This window comes from Kibdelosporangium aridum, from assembly GCF_900176515.1.
GTDB lineage: Bacteria > Actinomycetota > Actinomycetes > Mycobacteriales > Pseudonocardiaceae > Kibdelosporangium > Kibdelosporangium aridum.
In genome coordinates, this window is sequence record NZ_FWXV01000002.1 from 1,884,327 (window position 1) to 1,902,103 (window position 17,777).

Genomic DNA, 17,777 nt, shown 5'->3' on the forward strand with positions numbered 1-17,777 from the left:
GGGTCAGTTAGCCTTACCTAACCACGGCGGGGCTATGCTCCCGGGTGGATCTTGTAGGAGGTGCTGGTGACTCAGGTTCGGTTACAGGCGAGCGACCTGGCGCTCGGCTACGGCGAGCGGCTCGTGGTCGACGGCCTCGACCTCGACGTCCCCACCGGCACAGTGACATCGGTGATCGGCCCGAACGGCTGCGGCAAGTCGACGCTACTGCGCGCACTGGGCCGCCTGTTAGCGCCCAGGGCTGGGCAAGTGCTGCTGGACGGCAAGCGCATCGACAAGCTGCCGACCAAAGAAGTGGCGCGAACGGTCGGCCTGCTCCCGCAAACCCCGGTCGCCCCCGACGGCCTGACCGTCGCGGACCTGGTGGCGCGCGGCAGGCACCCACACCAGACGTGGTACCGCCAATGGTCGGTGGAAGACGAAGCGGCAGTCACCGACGCCCTCCGGCTGACCAAGATGGACGAGCACGCGAACCGCGTGGTCGACGAACTTTCCGGCGGCCAACGCCAACGCGCGTGGATTTCAATGACCCTGGCCCAGGGAACAGAGTTGTTGTTGCTGGACGAACCGATCACTTATCTGGATTTGGCGCACCAGGTGGACGTGCTGGACCTCGTTCACGATCTGCACACGACCCGTGGCACAACGGTGGTCATGGTGTTGCACGATTTGAACTTGGCCGCGCGCTATTCGGACCGGCTCGTGGCAATGCGCGCCGGAAAGATCGTGGCGCAGGGGGACCCGAACGACGTGCTGACGGAGAACTTGCTCCGGGACGTTTTCGATCTGGACGCCAAGATCCTCACTGATCCGGTCGCGGGGACGCCGATGGTGGTCCCGATCGGCTCGCGCCACCGTGCGGCGGCGACGGCGGCGGCAGCGAGCTGAGCCGGCGGGTGCCCTGACCAAAAGCGAAGGCGCGCCCCGGCCCAAGTGGAGGCGCGCCCGACCAAAGCGCGAAGGCGCGCCCCAACCCACCAACAAGGTGCGCCCTGCACACAGTGAAGGCGCGCCCTAACCAACAGCGAAGGCGCGCCCGTGCCCAAGTGGAGGCGCGCCCCGGGCACAGAAAGGCGCGCCCTAAGCAGTGGTCGGCGCGATTTTGTGTGGAGTGGCGCCGCAAATAAGCTTGTCGGCGGGCAGGGCCGCAGGTCCTGCCCGCGGTGTTGGTCCTGCTTTGCGGCGCAGAGGCTCCACACCAAATCGCGCCGACCAGTCACAGGAGCGCGCCGAAGGTGACCACAGAGCGCGCCGAAGTAGGCACAGAGCGCGCCGCAGCAACCCACAAGCGCGCCGACACCAACCACAGCGAAGCGCCGCTCAACCCTCCTCAAAACCCCAGCAGCGACTCCGCCACAACCACCTCAACCTCCAGTGTCCGGTTTGCCCGTATGTGTCGACCGGCCGAAAGTTGGTCCAAGTTGCGCCGAATGAGTGAGAACGTGATCGCGGTCACGCTTGGACGCATGGTGTTCGCGGATAGCGGACACGTTCCATTGGGTGGAATCGATGCCGGAGAACCCACGTTGTAAGGGGTGTTCGGCGGTGACGTCAGGTGATGTTCCTGGTCCGTCACCAATCTGTGGTCGTGCGTGGCACTGAGCGCGACAGGCCGGGCGACTACAGTGGTCCTACGGTGCTGAATCCACCAACATGACGAGTGGTGAAGGGCCGCCGGCGCAGCAGTCAGGGAGTGCGAATGTTCGAGAGGTTCACCGACCGCGCGAGGCGGGTGGTTGTCCTGGCCCAGGAAGAGGCCCGGATGCTCAACCACAACTACATCGGCACCGAGCACATCCTCCTGGGCTTGATCCACGAGGGTGAAGGTGTCGCGGCGAAGGCGCTCGAGTCGCTCGGGATCGCCCTGGAAGGCGTGCGTCAGCAGGTCGAGGAGATCATCGGCCAAGGGCAGCACGCGCCTTCCGGTCACATCCCCTTCACGCCTCGGGCGAAGAAGGTGCTTGAGCTGTCACTGCGCGAGGCGCTGCAGCTCGGGCACAACTACATCGGCACGGAGCACATCCTGCTCGGGCTGATCCGTGAGGGCGAGGGCGTTGCCGCCCAGGTGCTGGTCAAGCTCGGTGCCGACCTCAACCGGGTCCGCCAGCAGGTTCTCCAGCTCCTGTCGGGTTACCAGGGCAAGCCGGAGACCGAGCCGGGCAGCCGCGGAGAGGGCACACCTTCGTCCTCCCTCGTGCTGGACCAGTTCGGCCGCAACCTCACCGCCAGTGCCCGGGAGGGCAAGCTGGACCCGGTGATCGGCCGGTCCAAGGAGATCGAGCGGGTCATGCAGGTGCTGTCCCGCCGTACCAAGAACAACCCAGTCCTGATCGGCGAGCCGGGTGTCGGCAAGACCGCGGTCGTCGAGGGTCTGGCGCAGATGGTGGTCAAGGGCGAGGTGCCCGAGACGCTGAAGGACAAGCAGCTCTACACGCTGGACCTCGGGTCGCTGGTCGCGGGTTCCCGCTACCGCGGTGACTTCGAGGAGCGCTTGAAGAAGGTGCTCAAGGAGATCCGCACTCGCGGCGACATCATCCTGTTCATCGACGAGATCCACACGCTCGTCGGTGCGGGTGCCGCCGAGGGCGCGATCGACGCGGCCTCCATCCTCAAGCCGATGCTGGCTCGTGGTGAGCTGCAGACCATCGGTGCGACCACCCTTGAGGAGTACCGCAAGTACGTGGAGAAGGACCCCGCTCTCGAGCGGCGGTTCCAGCCGATCCAGGTCGGTGAACCGAACCTGGAGCACACGATCGAGATCCTGAAGGGTCTGCGTGACCGGTACGAGGCGCACCACCGCGTCTCGATCACCGATGGCGCGTTGGTGCAGGCGGCCACTCTGGCCGACCGGTACATCAACGACCGCTTCCTGCCGGACAAGGCGATCGACCTGATCGACGAGGCCGGTGCCCGGATGCGCATCCGCCGGATGACCGCACCGCCGGACCTGCGCGAGTTCGACGAGAAGATCGCCGACGTGCGCCGGGAGAAGGAATCGGCCATAGACGCTCAGGACTTCGAGCGTGCCGCGAAGCTGCGTGACCAGGAGAAGCAACTCCTTGGTCAGAAGGCGGAGCGGGAGAAGCAGTGGAAGGACGGCGACCTCGACGTCGTCGCCGAGGTCGACGAGGAGCAGATCGCCGAGGTCCTCGCGCACTGGACGGGCATCCCGGTCTTCAAGCTGACCGAGGAGGAGACCACCCGCCTGCTGCGGATGGAGGACGAGGTCCACAAGCGGATCATCGGCCAGGAGGAAGCCGTCAAGGCCGTCTCCAAGGCGATCCGCCGGACCCGGGCCGGCCTGAAGGACCCGAAGCGCCCGAGCGGCTCGTTCATCTTCGCCGGCCCGTCCGGTGTCGGTAAGACCGAGCTGTCGAAGGCACTGGCGAACTTCCTGTTCGGCGAGGACGACGCCCTGATCCAGATCGACATGGGCGAGTTCCACGACCGCTACACCGCTTCGCGGCTGTTCGGTGCCCCTCCCGGCTACGTCGGCTACGAAGAGGGCGGCCAGCTGACCGAGAAGGTCCGCCGCAAGCCGTTCTCCGTCGTGCTGTTCGACGAGATCGAGAAGGCGCACCAGGAGGTCTACAACACCCTCCTGCAGGTTCTGGAAGACGGCCGCCTGACCGACGGTCAGGGTCGTACGGTCGACTTCAAGAACACGGTCATCATCTTCACCTCGAACCTGGGCACGCAGGACATCTCGAAGGCCGTGTCGCTCGGCTTCGCGGGTGGCCAGGAGCAGTCGAACAACTACGAGCGGATGAAGCAGAAGGTCAACGACGAGCTGAAGAAGCACTTCCGCCCGGAGTTCCTCAACCGTATCGACGACATCATCGTCTTCCACCAGCTTTCGGAGGACGAGATCATCCGGATGGTCGACTTGATGATCGGCCGGGTGGAGGTCCAGCTGCGGAACAAGGACATGGCTCTCGAGCTGACTCCGCTGGCGAAGAAGCTGCTGGCCAAGCGTGGTTTCGACCCCGTGCTCGGTGCCCGGCCGCTGCGCCGGACCATCCAGCGCGAGATCGAGGACCAGCTGAGCGAGAAGATCCTGTTCGGCGAGCTCGAGCCGGGTCAGATCGTGATCGGCGACGTCGAGGGCTGGACCGGCGAAGGTTCCGACGACAAGGCGCACTTCGTCTTCCGTGGCGAAGCCAAGCCGCGCAACGTCCCGGACTCGCCGCCGGTCGACCTGGCCGCCTCGGCCGGCACGGGTGAGCCCGAGGGTCTCGAGGACCACGGCTGATATCCGAATAGCCCGAACGGGCCCCGGTTTCCTGGTGAAGCCGGGGCCCGTTCGCGTATCTGGGATGCTGGGACAGTGCGCGTGGCTGTGCTGGGGCCGTTGAGCCTCACCGACGGCGCCGACCAGCAAATCGAGGTCGGCGGTCCACGGCTGCGCATGCTGCTGGTCCGGCTTGCCCTTGAGGCCAACCGGATCGTGCCGACCGAGGCGTTGATCGACGGCCTGTGGGGCACGCAGCCACCCGTCGACGCCACGAACGCCTTGCAGTCTCTGGTGTCCCGGCTGCGGAAAACCGGACTGGCCAAGCGGATCGAGTCCTACCCCGCCGGATACTCCTTGGCGGCAACGGAAGTCGACGCGGACACGTTCGAACGCCTTGCCGCCGAAGGAAGTCGCCTGCTCAAACAGAACGACGTCGTTCGGGCCGCCGAAGTCCTCACCCGCGCACTGGACCTGTGGCGTGGTCCGGCGCTTGTGGATGTGGCTGACGCCCCGTTCGCGGCCGCTGCCGTGGCGCGGCTGGCCGAACTTCGTCTGACCGCGCTGGAAGACCGGATCGAGGCGGACATCCGGCGTGGCCACGAGGTCGACGTCATCGCCGAACTTCACGCCCTGACCAGAGAGAACCCGCTCAGGGAACGCCTGACAGCGCTGTTGATCCGGGCCTTGCGGAAGACCGGCCGTCAGGCGGACGCCTTGGCTGCCTACGAGACCGCACGCCAGAACCTGGCCGCCGAACTCGGCGTGGACCCGAGCCCGGAACTGCAGGAAGCCCACCTCTCACTGCTGCGGTCGACACCGGCCGAAGTGCCCAACAGCGGCACCAGGTTGCCCGCGCAGTTGACCAGTTTCGTCGGCCGGGCGCACGAGCTGGGCGAGCTGGAAGGGATGCTTGACCGCGACCGGCTGATCACCCTTGTCGGCCCTGGCGGTGCCGGAAAGACAAGGCTGGCAACGGAAGCAGCCAGCCGGATAGCGGATCGGGTGTGGTTTGTGCACCTGGCCGGGCTCAGGGAAGCGGTCGACGTTCCCGTCGCGCTGGTGACCGAACTGGGCCTTGGCGACTCGACCGTCACCGACAACCCGCGACGCTGGCACCGTTCGGTCGACGTGATGACCCGGCTGCTGGACGCTCTGGAAGACCGGTCCGAGCTGATCGTGCTGGACAACTGCGAGCACGTCGTTTCCGCGGTGGCCCACTTGGCCGAGGCGCTGCTGGCCGGCTGCCCGCGGCTGCGCATCCTGACCACCAGCCGGGAACCGCTGGCGATCACGGGCGAAACCCTTTTCCCGGTGGGGCCGTTGGAACTGCCGGAGGAAGACGCGTCGGCGCACCAAGCGATCGAATCCGCCGCGGTGCGGCTTTTCCTCGACCGCGCTCGATCCGTGCGCCCTGGGTTCACAGTGGACGAATCCAACGTCGTGGACGTCGTGTCCATCTGCCGTCAACTCGACGGTCTGCCGCTCGCTCTCGAACTGGCCGCCGCACGACTGCGTTCGATGACAGTCGGGCAAGTCGCCGAACGGCTGGACGACCGGTTCCGGCTACTGGCCGGTGGCAGCCGGACGTCCTTGCCGCGGCACCAAACCCTTGGTGCGGTGGTGGAGTGGAGCTGGAGCCTGCTCACCGAAGCCGAACAGACCCTGGCGAGCAGGCTGTCGGTGTTCGCCAATCCGTCCACTTTGGAGGCCATCACGGCGGTCTGCGCCGACGAAGCGCTTCCCGCGGACGACGTGTTGTACGTGCTCGCTTCACTTGTCGAGAAATCGCTTGTGGAGGCGGGAGAAGGACCCGACGGCCCGCCGCGCTACCGGATGCTGCAGACGGTGAAAGCCTTCGCGGCGGAACGACTTGGCGACACCGAACAGGTGATGAACCGGTTCGCCAGATGGGTGATGGTGACGACCGAACACGCCGATCCGCTGCTGCGCGGCCCTGATCAGGTTCAATGGCTCAAAATGCTGGATGCTGAGCGGGAGAACGTGGTGGCCGCGGTCCGGTACGCGGTCGACCAGGGCGACGCTGAGACGTCGTTCCGGATCGTGCACAGCTGGGCGTGGTACTGGCTGGTGCGCCAAGGCATCTTCGGTGAAACGCTGACCGAGCAGATCCTGCCGATCGGCCGCATGCTGCAGCTGGAGGACCGCGCGCCTCAGCACACCGTGGTGCTGATCCGCATGCTGTCGGTGCTGGGCGGGATCGAAGAACCGCGGTGGCACGAGATCAACCGGATCGTCGAGCTTTGTCGAGCAGGGTACGAGAAGGCGTCTCCGCTGACAGTGCTGATGGAGACCACCGGGTTGGGGATGCTGGGGGACTTCGCGGGCGCTGGGGTGGCCTTCCGGCATGCGTTGCGCAACCCGGATCCGTGGGCACGAGCGTCGGTCGTGCTCGGCGGGGCGATCATGGCCGAGAACCTCGGCCAGTTCGAGCAGTCGAAGCGCTGGCACACCGCGGCGATCCGGCGGTTCCGCAAGATCGGCGACCGGTGGGGACTGTCGATGGCGCTGAACGGCTTGGCAGTCCACCGATCCACGATCGGGGACATCGCCGGGGCGATCGAACTGCACACCGAGGCGCGCGCGTTGGAGCTCGAACTGGGGCAGTTGCCGGACCCGGCGATGACCACCAGCAGGCTGGCCGAGCAGTACTACCGGCTCGGTGACTTGGACCGTGCTCGCAGTGAGTTGGAGCGCTTGGTGGCGCTCACGGCCAAGACTGGGCAACGAGCCATCACCATGGGCGTGCTGGCCCGGCTCAGCCTGGTCGCCAGGGCCAGTGGTGATCTCGTCGGCGCGCGGGCACACGTCACCGCGGCACGGCGGGAGTTGCGGAACTGGCCGGAGAACCTCAGCGACCCGTTCTGTGCTTGGGTCGGCATCGTCGAAGGTCTTCTGCTGGTGTCCGAAGGAGATCTGGCCAGGGCCAAAGTGGTGGTGGCCGAGGCGTTGGACGTGACCACGAGCGGCATCGGGTACATCACCGAAGCGCGGCAGGATCTGGAGAAGAACAGACTGATCGCGGCCGAGGCGTTGGACGCGGTCCAGCACGGAATCGGCTACATGCGCGACGCGCAGAGCATCTCCGATGTCGGCGAGTGCCTGGCGGTGGTCGTGGCCGCCGAAGGTGACTTGCGGGCCGCGGCCCGGCTGTTGGGTGCCAGTGCCGCCATCGCCGGAGCATTGGATGTCGGCTCGCCGGAAAACCTCGCACTGCTGGCGAAGTTCGGACCCGCGGAGCACGAAATCCTGGCCCAAGCCAGGAAGCTGCCGCCGGACAAGGCACTTGAGGTGCTGAGACAGGGTGTCTCTGTTCCCCCTCCAGAGACACCCTGAACCCTCAGCGCATCCGCCGCCGATACGCGACCATCGCCAACGGGTAGAACACCGCGATCAAACCGGCCATCCACGCAAGACCGCCGAGCAACGGTTCGGCGACCGGGCCGCCGTGCAGCAGGCCACGGTTGACCTCGGTCATGAAGCTCGCCGGGTTGACCTCGGTGACTGCTGCCAGCCAGCCCGGCATGGTCGAGCCGGACACGAAGATGCTGCTGCCGAAACTGAGCGGCATGATGAACAGGAACAGCAGGTTCGGCACGGTCTGCGGGCTGTTCACCAGCAGGCCGATCCACACCGAGATCCAGCACAGGCTCAGCGCGAACAGCACCATCAGCAGCAGGTCCAGCAGGACCGCGAACACGTTCGTCTGCACGTCGAAGCCGACGAGGAAGCCGAAGCCGAGCGTGAGCGCGACCGAGATGGCATAACGCGGCAGGTCGCCGAGCACGGCGCCGATCAGCGGCGCGGACCGTGCGATCGGCATGCTGCGGAACCGGTCGAACACGCCGTTGGTGACGTCCGTGCAGAGCGCGACACCGGTGCCGAGGCTGACCAGAAGGGTGGAGTACACCATCAGCCCGGGCACCAGTTGTTGGACGTACGCGTCGGTGTTGCCGCCGGAGATCGCGCCGCCGAGCACGAAAACGAACAACACCAACATGATCAGCGGCTGGATCACCAGCCCGATCACCTCGGTCGGGTTCTTGACCAGCTTGCCGAAGGCGCGACCGGCGAGCACGAACCCGTGCCGGATCGCCTGTGCCGGCGGGACCGTCGGGGAAACCGTTGTCATGCCTCGACTCCTTCCTTGCTGCCGGTGATCGCCAGGAACACCTCGTCAAGGCTCGGCAACCGCAGTCCCAGCTCGTCGACCTCCACGCCGGCCCGATCAAGCCGATCGACCACTGTGGACAGGACGCCTGAGTCGTCCACCGGGGTGTTGAGCACTCGGCTGTCGTCGTCGCGGTTGGGCTGCCGTCCGGTCAGCTCCCGCAGGATCTGCGCGACCACGTCCATGTCCTGCCACCGGCTTGGCCGTACCTGCAGGGTCTGGCCGCCGATCTTGCGTTTCAGCTCGTTCGACGTGCCGTCCGCGACCACCCGGCCGTGGTCGAAGACCGTGATCCGATCGGCCAGCTGATCGGCTTCTTCGAGGTACTGCGTGGTCAGCAACACCGTCACGCCCTCGTCGGTCAGCCTGCGCACGATGTCCCACACCTCGTTGCGGCTGTGCGGATCCAGCCCGGTCGTCGGTTCGTCCAGGTACAGCACACGCGGACGGCTCATCAGGCTGGCGGCCAGGTCAAGCCGCCGACGCATACCACCGGAATACGTCTTCACCGGCCGGTTGGCGGCGTCACTGAGCTCGAACCGGTCGAGCAACTCCTGCGCCCGAGAACGTGCATCCACTTTGGACATGTCATGCAGCCTGCCGAACAACACAAGGTTGGCCCGGCCGGTCATGTCGTCGTCCACAGAGGCGTACTGGCCGGTGAGCCCGACCAGCCTGCGGACCGCGACCGGTTCACGCAGGATGTCGAACCCACCCACCCTCGCCGTTCCCGCATCCGGGCGCTGCAACGTCGCCAGAATCCGCACCGCCGTGGTCTTGCCGGCGCCGTTGGGGCCAAGCACGCCGAGGATCGCGCCTGCCGGCACCGCGAGGTCCACCCCGTCGAGCGCGGTCGTCTCGCCGAACCGCTTCACCAAGCCTTCGGCTTCGATCGCATAGGACACCCTGTCCCCCTCTCGCTCATCGATCTCGGGGAGGACTGTCTCGGATATCGCTGTTGAGCCGCGCACAAGACGCTGTCAGAAGGTTTCGGGCAAGCTGGTGACGTGACAGCGACCCAGAAGATGGCACCGAAGGCGCCCCGGGCCTCGGCCCGGCAGCCGGTGAAGACCTGGATCGTCGTGGTGTGGGCGGTGCCGTCGGTGGTGTTCCTGGCGTTCGCAGCGCTGCGGCTGCTCGGTGTGACCGGGAACCGGTACATCATCGCGACGGTGGCGTTGACGCCGTACATCGGTGTTGTCGGGTTGGCGCTGGGGGTTGTCGGGCTGTTCATGCGCCGCTGGATTTTCGGTGGGATCGTGCTGGCGTTCGCGATGATCGCCAGTGCGGCCGTGGTGCCGCGGCTGGTGACCGACGATCAGCCCACTGTGTTCGGGCCGCAACTTACTGTGATGACCGCCAATCTGTACGTCGGCCGGGCGGATGCGGTGGCGTTGCTGGATTTGGTCAAGCAGCACAACGTGGACGTGCTCAGCCTGCAAGAACTCAGCCCGGCGATGGTGCAGGATCTCGACCGGGCGGGCATCGACCGGGTGCTGCCGTACCGGCTGTTCGAGGCCCAGCGCGGGGCTTCCGGCTCGGGGTTGGCGGCGAAGTTCCCGCTGCAGCAGACGCAGATCGCCGGCCCGGCCACGTTCGCGCAGCCAAGCGCGATCGTCGACCTGCCCGGCGTGGTCGACCCCGAGGTGATGGTCGTGCACACCGCGCCGGGCGTCGAGGCGCAGTGGACCGGGACGTGGAAGGCGGAACTGGCCGAGCTGCCGTCGGCGTCCGAGCGCAAGGACAGGCCCAGGATGCTGGTCGGCGACTTCAACGCCACGCTGGACCACCCCGACCTCAGGGACGTGGTCGACCGCGGTTACGTGGACGCGGCCGAGCGGCGCGGGGCGGGCCTGACGCCGACCTGGCCCGCGGGGATCTGGCCGCCGCCAGTGGCCATCGACCACATCCTGCTCGACGGCCGCTGCGCTGTGCTGGACTACCAGGTTTTCGACTTGCCAGGCAGCGACCACCGGGCCGCGGTCGCGTCGGTCAACCTGCCGTAAGCCGTTTGTCCAACTCGGTCAACGCGTCGAGCGCGCCGAGAGGCAGTTCGACACCGCGGCCGTGCCGGATTTCCGGTTCACGCGGGTTGATCCTGATCAGCGCGCCGGTACGAGCCGAGGCCAGTTCGGACATCCGGCGAACGGTCGGGACCGCGTTGCCCGCGCCCAGTTCGATCACTGCGAGGTTGTCCTGCCTCGCCCGCCAACGCGCCACCTCGGACAGGATGTCCTCGCTGCGTTCGCCTTCCCAGTCCCAGTCGCCGAACATGAGGATGTTCGGCCGGGCAAGGCCGCCGCAGCCCGGGCACGACGGCAGCTGGCCGACGGCACGCATGGTGTCGTCGTCGATCTCGACATCGGGACCAGCGGGCCAGATCGGCTGTCCACAGTGGCCGAAACACTGCAGGTGGTGGATCGACCCGTGCACCTCGGCGACGTGCCCTTCGGTGAATCCCGCCTTCTGGAACTGCCCGTCCACATTGGACGTGAACACGCGGACGGGCTTGCCCCACGACTGGATGATCCGGAAACCCTGGTGTGGCTTGGTCTCCCGGTACAGCCGCAGCCGGTGGCCGTAGAAACCCCACGCCAGCTCGGGATCCTCCCGGAAGTGCACCGGATCGGCGAGCTCGACGAAGCTCAGGCCAAGGCGTGCGTACGGCGGGTACGCACGCCAAAACCCTTCGTCGCCACGGAAATCCGGCAGACCGGAGTCGACGCCCATACCGGCACCCGCGCACACCAATAACGCACTTGCGCCTCGGATCAGCTCCGCGGCGCGGTCGAGCCCATTCACTCGGGCTGGATCGATTCGACGATCTCGAACTCGAGCAGGCTCGCACCCGTGGCCACCGGCTTGTCGCTGGGCGGGCCGGAGTGCGCCGCCATCGCGGGCCCCTGCCGCCAAGCCTGGAACGCCTCCTCGCTCTCCCACCGGGTGAGGACGAAGTACCTGGTGTCGCCGCTGACCGGACGCAGCAACTCGAAGCCGAGGAAACCAGGGGAGTCCTTGATGGTGCTCGACCGTGCGGCGAACCGCTTCTCCAGTTCGGCGCCCGCGCCTTCGGGCACCTCGATCGCGTTGATCTTCACGACTGCCATGAGCCCCAGCCTACTGACCCGGCATGATGCTCACCTGTGGCTCACACCGTGGCGGTTTTCTTCGACGACGAGGCCGAACGCAAGATCAGGGCGCTGTGGCGGCGGCTTGACCAGGCCGGAGTGCCGAGCCTGGCCAAGCACCCGAACGGCCGGTGGGCGCCGCGTGTGACGTTCGCCGCGGCCAAGCAGATTCCGCGAAAGACCCGTGATCTGCTCAAGGACGAGCTGCGGACGCTGGCCATCCCCAACCTGTGGCTGTCGAACCTCGGCACGTTCCCGGACACCGAGAACGTCCTGATGCTCGGCGCGGTCGTGGACAACGAACTGCTCGCCGTGCACTCGGCCATCCACGACGTGCTCGCTGGCCGCGTGCAGTCGCCGCAGGCTTATTTCATGCCGGGGTCGTGGACGCCGCACTGCACGCTCACCCAGGGCGTCGACCATCACCAGCTGGTCGAGGGGTTCGCCGCGGTGCACCCGGTCGACCGGATCGAGGCGCGCGTCGAGCACGTCGGGATCGTGGACACGCAGACCGCCGAGGTAGAGATCATCAAGTGAGCGACGACAGGAACGCTTCGACCGCGCCTCGATAGATCTCCGGTTGGTCGCGGTGCACGACGTGGCCTGCACCCTCGACCACGATGTGCGTGCCGCCGCCGGGGGAGCGGACCGGCATCTGTGCCATCTGCCCGGGCGGCATCGCGCTGTTGGCCGCTTCGATCGCCAGCATCGGGCACTGGATCTTCTCGATCAGGTCCCAGTAGTCGCGTTCGCCCCACTCGTTGGCGATCGGGTAGAGCCGTTCCAGGTCGGCGATCAGGTGGTAGCCGTCGTCGCGTTCCTCGAAGCATTCGATGAAGTGGTCGCCGTACTGGCCGAAGAACTCCTTCACGTGCGCCAGCGACTGGAACGGCGTCGGCCACGAGTCGAAGTAGGCCTTCCACTTGTCCACGGTCTTGCCGCGCTGATCGGGCGCCATGTCCTCGACCACGATGCCTTTGACCAGTTCAGGATGGGTCGCGGCAAGCGCCCACGCGTGCAGTCCGCCCATCGAATGCCCGATCACAACCGACGGCCCGAGGTCCCGGACCACCTCGGCGGCGTCGGCGACGAAGTCCTCGGTCCGGCCGGTCAGAACGGGGTTACGGCCGTGCGCGCGAGCGTCGATCCCGACGACCCGGCCGTAGCGGGTCAGCCACTGCGCCACCGGCCACCAGATGGTCGCCCGCCCCATCAGTCCGTGCAGCAGCAGGATGCCCTGGCCACGGCCCCCGAATTCGACCACTCGACGCATTCGACTTCTTCCTTACACCACGTTCGTTACGTTAGGCCGCATGGAGCACTCACCCGGCCGCCTCGCGACGACCTTGATCGCGATATCCATCATGGTCGTGGGATGCACCAGCTCACCACCTGACTCCCCGCCGTCACCCCAGCCGACTGTCAACGCCGCAGGCGCGGGCGCGGACGGCGCGGGGGATCCGTACTACCCGCAGGACGGCAACGGCGGATACGACGTCACCGACTACCACGTTTCGATCAGCTATGACCCAGCTGTCGGTGACCTCGACGGCGACACAACCGTCACCGCGAACGCCACGTCGGACCTGAGCAAGTTCAACCTCGACCTGATCGGGTTCGACATTTCGAATGTCGACGTCAACGACAAGCCCGCCCAATTCAGCCGCGAAGGCGAGCACGAACTGTCGATCACGCCGCCGGAACCGCTCGCCAAGGGCACTTCGTTCAAAGCGCGCATCCGGTACAAGGGCAAGCCCGCGTTGCGGGAAGACGGTCAGCTCGGCAAGAACGGCTGGCAGAAATCCCGGTCGGGCGGTGCTTTCGTGGCCGGGGAGCCGCATTCGGCGACGTTCTGGTTTCCCGCCAACGACCATCCGCGCGACAAGGCCACGTTCCGGCTGACCGCACGGGTTCCTGACGGGTGGTCAGTGGTTTCCAACGGCCGCGAGGAACCCAGTACTTCGGCGGACGGGTGGACCACGTTCCGCTGGGTGGAAGAGACCCGGTTGGCGACGTACCTGACCACGATCGGCATCGACAAATGGATCTACGAGCGCTCGACATTGCCTGATGGCACGCCTGTCGTCACCGCGTACGCACCCGGCGTGGAGAACAAGAAGCAGCTCGAAGCCCGGCTGCCGGAGATCCTCGAGTTCCTCGGCTCGAAATTCGGGCCGTACCCGCAGAAGGTCGCGGGCGGGATCTACCTGAACGAGGACATCGGGTTCTCGCTGGAAACCCAGGGCAGGCCGATTTACGCGCGGTGGACGAATCTGGAGACCGTGGTGCACGAGAACGCGCACCAGTGGTTCGGTGATTCGGTGTCGGTGGACTCGTGGGCCGACATCTGCCTGAACGAGTGTTTCGCGAGCTATTCCCAATGGTTGTGGACGGAAGCGAAGGAACGGCAGAACCTCGACCAGCGGTACCGGACAGCCATCGACCGGGTGAAAGGCCGCGACACGTTCTGGGGCAACAAGCTTTACGGAATGGGCAAGGGCAACGAGTTCCACGGCGTCTACGACAAGGGCGTGCTCGCGATGCACGCGCTGCGCAGGCAGATCGGCGAGGACGCGTTCAACCGCGTGCTGAAGGAATGGCCGGCCGCGCACAAGGACGCCAACGCGTCATGGAAGCAGTTCGAGGACTTCGTCCAGAACATCGCAGGTCAGGACCTGCGCGGCTTCTACGACGCGTGGTTCCACGGCGACAAGATCCCAGCCGACCAGTACCTGTACCCGGGCTCGCTGCGCGGTTAGTGCTCGCCAGGCAAGGCGAACAGGCCGCTGGAGGTCTGCTCCATCAAACCGTCCACCAGCAGGGAGTCCAGGCAACGGTCGCGCTGTGCGGAGTCCGCCCAGACCGCGTCGAGCCGGGCGCGTTCGACCGGCCCGTCGGTGTCCCGCAGGACATCCAGCAGCAGACCACGGACCTGACGGTCGGTTCCGGCGAACCGTTGAACCGGCTTCAGCGGTCCGGTGTACTCCGGCCTGCCCGCCTTCTGCCACGCGCAATCTGTCAACAGTGGACAATCGACGCAGCGTGGGTTCTTCGCGGTGCAGATCAAAGCGCCGAGTTCCATCAGCGCGATCGACATTGTCGCGGCCGATGAAACGTCTATGGGCAGCACCTTCTCGACGTCAGCCATGTCTCGGGTGTTCGACGCGGGACCCGCGTCACCGGCGCCGTGCACGGCCCGTGCGACAACCCGCCGGACATTCGTGTCCACGACCGGAGCCCGTTGCCCGTAAGCGAAAACCGCCACGGCACGCGCGGTGTACGCGCCGATGCCCGGCAGGCTGAGCAGAGTGTCCACATCGGACGGAACGATGTCGTTGTGGTCCTTGGCGATCACACCGGCGGCCTCGTGCAGCCGCAGTGCCCGGCGTGGATAGCCGAGTTTCCCCCACGCCCGCACGACTTCGCCCTGGGACACCGCGGCGAGCTTGGACGGCACCGGCCAGCGGGCCATCCACTCCAGCCAGATCGGCTCGACCCGGGCGACCGGGGTCTGCTGCAGCATGATCTCGCTGACCAGAACGCCCCACGCGGTCGTGTCCGGCTGACGCCAAGGCAGGTCGCGTCTGTTGTGTGAGTACCAGTCGATCAGCAGTGCGTCCATCGACCGGAATTCTGTCAGACGACCTCGGTCAGCTCGCCGGTGTGCACGTCGTAGACGAAGCCGCGGACCAAGTCCTTGTGCGGGAGGTAGATCGCGTGCTTGACCCGGTTCATCGACGTCCGCACGCTGTCCTTGACCTCACGGAAGGCCTCGACCGACCAGGTCGGCCGCAGTCCGCTGGCCTCTTCGAGCTCGTCCTTGAAGCCGTCCTCGGTGACCTGCTGCAGTCCGCAGTTGGTGTGCTGGACGATCATCACCTCGCGTGTGCCCAGTTTGCGCTGGCTCAGCGCGAGCGAACGCACCACGTCGTCGGTGACCACCCCGCCCGCGTTGCGCAGAACGTGCGCTTCGCCCTCCTGCAGGCCGAAGATCGCGAATACCCTGATCCGGGCGTCCATGCAGGTGAGCAGCGCGATCTGCATCGACGGTTGCGGAGTCGAGCGGTCACCCAGCGTGCGCTCAGTGAGGTTCGAATTGCGGCGCAACAGCTCGTCGATGGCACTCATGACACCGATGGAACCGTCTCGGGTGGGGGTAGCGCAATTGTCGGTAGATGGACGTCACGTAGCTGAACACAACCCGATCTAGTGAATGTAAGATCCACAACCCGCGGTAGTCGCGGAGTTACTTTTCCCACATGAATGAGCCAACGTCTATCTACTGGCGTCGGCGCATGGTCGCTATCGGCGGTGTGGTCGTCGCGCTCGTAGTGCTCGGCTGGGCCGCCGGTGGATTCTTCGGCGACGGGTCACAGGTCGAAGACACCAACGCCGGCGTGCGGGAATCGCAGCCGCCGTCCAGCCCACCGCCGCCACCTCCGCCGGGGTCAACGACGTCCTCGACTTCGTCGGCAGCGCCGACCAGCGCTGTCACCACAACCACCACAACCACCACACCGCCGCCACCTCCGCCGGACCCGAACCTGCCATGCCCCGACACGGCGATGCAGGTCACCGTGGAACTCGGCGCACCGCAGTACCGGGTGGGCCAGCGTCCGGTCCTCAGACTCGTAGTCGCCAACGCGGGCACAGTCCCGTGCACAAGAGACCTCAGCCGCTCACTCCGCGAGGTCCTCGTGACCAGTGTGGACGGTGCGAACCGGCTGTGGTCCAGCAAGGACTGCTACCAGTCCGACGAACCTGACCTGCGGATCATGCAGCCTGGTGAACGCCAGCAGTACGAAGTGAAATGGGCCGGGAGAACTTCGGCTCCCGGCTGTCCGACAAGACGCACGACCGTCCAGGCGGGCACGTATCACGTCGTCGGCAAACTGGGCGGTCTGACGAGCGGCGCCGTGCCGCTCGTCCTGACCTGACCTCCGCGCCGATCCCGGTCCCCTCCGGCGCGGGTCACCCGCTAGCCCTGCCCGCCGCAGAACACCGTCTTGAGCAGCCCGTCCAACGCCTTGCGGTACTCCGTTGCCGGGTCGATCGCGGCGTCGCCCATGGTGACCGAGGCGGTCAGCATCTTGCTGCCGTCCGGCGTGCTCATCATGAACGCCCCGTAGCCACCCGGCGGGCTGCCGTTGTGGTGGACGATGGTGCCGCAGCCCGGGCCGAGGTCCTGCACCCACAGTCCGAGGCCGAGGCTGAACTTGCCGACCGGCTTGCGCATCTCGGCCAGCAGCGGGGCCGGCAGCAGCTTGCCGCCCAGCAGTGCGGAGAAGAACGTCCGCAAGTCCTCGGTGGTCGAGATCATGTCGCCCGCGCCGGCCAGCAGGGAAAGGTTCTGATGGGTGACGTCGACGACCTTCCACTCGCCGGCGTCCTGGTAGCGGAAGTAGCCGTGCGCGTGCGGTCCGGGCAGCTGCGGCGAGGTGCCCGGCACCTTGGTGGCCCACAGCCCCAGCGGCCACAGGATCCGCCGTTTCATCTCCTCGTCGTACGAGTGGCCGGTGACCTTCTCGACCAGCAACAGGGCCAGCGTGAAGTTGGTGTTGGAGTAGTTCTGGTCCGTCCCCGGCTGGAACGTCAGCGGCTTGGCCAACGCGAGCCGCACCAACTCCACCGGCCGGTAGTAGTGGAATCGGTTGTCCACCCAGTCCTTGCCCACGGCGGCGATCCCCGGCTCGTACTTCCCGTCGTAGACGTCGCCGGTGTAGTTGAACAACCCGCTGGTGTGCTGCAGCAGCATCCGCACAGTGATCCGGCTGTCAACACCGAGCTCAGGCAGATAGCCGGCCACCGGGGCGTCCAGCCCGACCTTGCCCTCAGCCACCAGTTGCAACACGAGGGTCGCGGTGAAGGTCTTGGTGGTGCTGCCTATCCAGAACCGGCCGTTCGTCGGCGGCTTCGCGGCCGCGCCCAGCTTGCGCACCCCGGCACTGCCGACCCAGTCGCCGCGCTGATCGTGCACGCGCATCTGCATCCCGGCGAAACCGGCATCGACCCACGCCTGGACGGCCTGCTGCAGTTCGGGGCGGTCCTTCGAGACCTCAGCGGTGGCCACGCCAGGAGTGGCCGCCCCGGCCAGCAGTGTGACCGCCAGCGCTGTGACTCCCATTCGCCGGAAGACCCGTGTCATCCGGCTCGTGTTCTTGGCTGTGTGTGTCATGGCGGCAACGATCGCCAGCCGCCCTGACGCCGTGCCGTCACCGCACTGACG

15 protein-coding genes are annotated in these 17,777 nt (G+C 66.6%); 7 read left to right on the top strand and 8 right to left on the bottom strand.

Going from position 1 to position 17,777, the window contains the following annotated elements:
- The first annotated feature begins 66 nt into the window (after positions 1 to 66).
- The 3 genes from B9C43_RS18530 (at position 67) to B9C43_RS18540 (ending at position 7,588) form a co-directional block, all read left to right on the top strand.
- Positions 67 to 888 (top strand): ABC transporter ATP-binding protein, encoded by an 822-nt coding sequence (locus B9C43_RS18530; RefSeq protein ID WP_084428313.1) that lies wholly within the window; start codon positions 67 to 69, stop codon positions 886 to 888.
- A gap of 811 nt (positions 889 to 1,699) precedes the next feature.
- Positions 1,700 to 4,252, top strand: a complete 2,553-nt coding sequence (locus B9C43_RS18535) for an ATP-dependent Clp protease ATP-binding subunit (RefSeq protein ID WP_084427827.1) — start codon at positions 1,700 to 1,702, stop codon at positions 4,250 to 4,252.
- A gap of 75 nt (positions 4,253 to 4,327) precedes the next feature.
- Positions 4,328 to 7,588 (top strand): AfsR/SARP family transcriptional regulator, encoded by a 3,261-nt coding sequence (locus tag B9C43_RS18540; RefSeq protein ID WP_143446395.1) that lies wholly within the window; start codon positions 4,328 to 4,330, stop codon positions 7,586 to 7,588.
- A 4-nt stretch (positions 7,589 to 7,592) separates the two neighbouring features.
- Here the strand turns inward: B9C43_RS18540 and B9C43_RS18545 are convergent, their stop codons facing one another.
- Positions 7,593 to 8,384, bottom strand: coding sequence for an ABC transporter permease (locus tag B9C43_RS18545; RefSeq protein ID WP_033388354.1), 792 nt, complete (start codon positions 8,382 to 8,384; stop codon positions 7,593 to 7,595).
- Positions 8,381 to 9,328, bottom strand: coding sequence for an ATP-binding cassette domain-containing protein (locus B9C43_RS18550; RefSeq protein WP_084427830.1), 948 nt, complete (start codon positions 9,326 to 9,328; stop codon positions 8,381 to 8,383). Before B9C43_RS18550 ends, B9C43_RS18545 begins: the two co-directional genes overlap by 4 nt.
- 102 nt (positions 9,329 to 9,430) lie before the next feature.
- On the opposite strand from B9C43_RS18550, the gene B9C43_RS18555 reads away from it, so the two are divergent.
- The gene (locus B9C43_RS18555) at positions 9,431 to 10,429 is read left to right on the top strand and encodes an endonuclease/exonuclease/phosphatase family protein (RefSeq protein ID WP_235038675.1); all 999 of its coding nucleotides are present in this window, start codon (positions 9,431 to 9,433) and stop codon (positions 10,427 to 10,429) included.
- Here the strand turns inward: B9C43_RS18555 and B9C43_RS18560 are convergent.
- Complete coding sequence (locus B9C43_RS18560) at positions 10,416 to 11,225, bottom strand: SIR2 family NAD-dependent protein deacylase (protein WP_235038676.1); 810 nt, start codon at positions 11,223 to 11,225, stop codon at positions 10,416 to 10,418. The two genes, B9C43_RS18555 and B9C43_RS18560, sit on opposite strands and share 14 nt — an antisense overlap.
- Complete coding sequence (locus B9C43_RS18565) at positions 11,222 to 11,530, bottom strand: antibiotic biosynthesis monooxygenase family protein (protein ID WP_033388357.1); 309 nt, start codon at positions 11,528 to 11,530, stop codon at positions 11,222 to 11,224. The genes B9C43_RS18560 and B9C43_RS18565 overlap by 4 nt, the downstream gene beginning before the upstream one ends.
- A gap of 36 nt (positions 11,531 to 11,566) precedes the next feature.
- Here B9C43_RS18565 and B9C43_RS18570 point away from each other — a divergent pair, with 36 nt between their 5' ends.
- Complete coding sequence (locus tag B9C43_RS18570; protein WP_033388358.1) at positions 11,567 to 12,088, top strand: 2'-5' RNA ligase family protein; 522 nt, start codon at positions 11,567 to 11,569, stop codon at positions 12,086 to 12,088.
- Here the strand turns inward: B9C43_RS18570 and B9C43_RS18575 are convergent.
- Positions 12,081 to 12,824: an alpha/beta fold hydrolase gene (locus tag B9C43_RS18575; protein WP_084427832.1), complete on the bottom strand. Its 744-nt coding sequence runs from the start codon at positions 12,822 to 12,824 to the stop codon at positions 12,081 to 12,083. The genes B9C43_RS18570 and B9C43_RS18575 overlap by 8 nt on opposite strands.
- A 40-nt stretch (positions 12,825 to 12,864) precedes the next feature.
- Here B9C43_RS18575 and B9C43_RS18580 point away from each other — a divergent pair, with 40 nt between their 5' ends.
- Positions 12,865 to 14,310, top strand: a complete 1,446-nt coding sequence (locus B9C43_RS18580) for a M1 family metallopeptidase (RefSeq protein ID WP_084427834.1) — start codon at positions 12,865 to 12,867, stop codon at positions 14,308 to 14,310.
- Here B9C43_RS18580 and B9C43_RS18585 read toward each other — a convergent pair.
- Together B9C43_RS18585 and B9C43_RS18590 are read right to left on the bottom strand one after the other, a co-directional pair.
- On the bottom strand, positions 14,307 to 15,173 hold the full coding sequence (locus B9C43_RS18585) for an HhH-GPD family protein (RefSeq protein ID WP_084427836.1): 867 nt from the start codon (positions 15,171 to 15,173) through the stop codon (positions 14,307 to 14,309). The two genes, B9C43_RS18580 and B9C43_RS18585, sit on opposite strands and share 4 nt — an antisense overlap.
- 14 nt (positions 15,174 to 15,187) lie before the next feature.
- Positions 15,188 to 15,679, bottom strand: a complete 492-nt coding sequence (locus B9C43_RS18590; protein WP_033388362.1) for a beta-class carbonic anhydrase — start codon at positions 15,677 to 15,679, stop codon at positions 15,188 to 15,190.
- A gap of 131 nt (positions 15,680 to 15,810) precedes the next feature.
- Here B9C43_RS18590 and B9C43_RS18595 point away from each other — a divergent pair, with 131 nt between their 5' ends.
- Positions 15,811 to 16,488: a hypothetical protein gene (locus B9C43_RS18595; protein ID WP_033388363.1), complete on the top strand. Its 678-nt coding sequence runs from the start codon at positions 15,811 to 15,813 to the stop codon at positions 16,486 to 16,488.
- A gap of 41 nt (positions 16,489 to 16,529) precedes the next feature.
- Here B9C43_RS18595 and B9C43_RS18600 read toward each other — a convergent pair whose 3' ends face one another.
- Complete coding sequence (locus tag B9C43_RS18600) at positions 16,530 to 17,726, bottom strand: serine hydrolase domain-containing protein (protein ID WP_084427838.1); 1,197 nt, start codon at positions 17,724 to 17,726, stop codon at positions 16,530 to 16,532.
- Positions 17,727 to 17,777: the final 51 nt, after the last annotated feature.

Bases quoted from the DNA above. Each gene is read 5' to 3' on its own strand.
- B9C43_RS18535 (WP_084427827.1), top strand. From the start codon at position 1,700: ATGTTCGAGAGGTTCACCGACCGCGCGAGGCGGGTGGTTGTCCTGGCC.
- B9C43_RS18545 (WP_033388354.1), bottom strand. From the start codon at position 8,384: ATGACAACGGTTTCCCCGACGGTCCCGCCGGCACAGGCGATCCGGCAC.
- B9C43_RS18565 (WP_033388357.1), bottom strand. From the start codon at position 11,530: ATGGCAGTCGTGAAGATCAACGCGATCGAGGTGCCCGAAGGCGCGGGC.
- B9C43_RS18575 (WP_084427832.1), bottom strand. From the start codon at position 12,824: ATGCGTCGAGTGGTCGAATTCGGGGGCCGTGGCCAGGGCATCCTGCTG.
- B9C43_RS18580 (WP_084427834.1), top strand. From the start codon at position 12,865: ATGGAGCACTCACCCGGCCGCCTCGCGACGACCTTGATCGCGATATCC.
- B9C43_RS18585 (WP_084427836.1), bottom strand. From the start codon at position 15,173: ATGGACGCACTGCTGATCGACTGGTACTCACACAACAGACGCGACCTG.
- B9C43_RS18590 (WP_033388362.1), bottom strand. From the start codon at position 15,679: ATGAGTGCCATCGACGAGCTGTTGCGCCGCAATTCGAACCTCACTGAG.
- B9C43_RS18595 (WP_033388363.1), top strand. From the start codon at position 15,811: ATGAATGAGCCAACGTCTATCTACTGGCGTCGGCGCATGGTCGCTATC.
- B9C43_RS18600 (WP_084427838.1), bottom strand. From the start codon at position 17,726: ATGACACACACAGCCAAGAACACGAGCCGGATGACACGGGTCTTCCGG.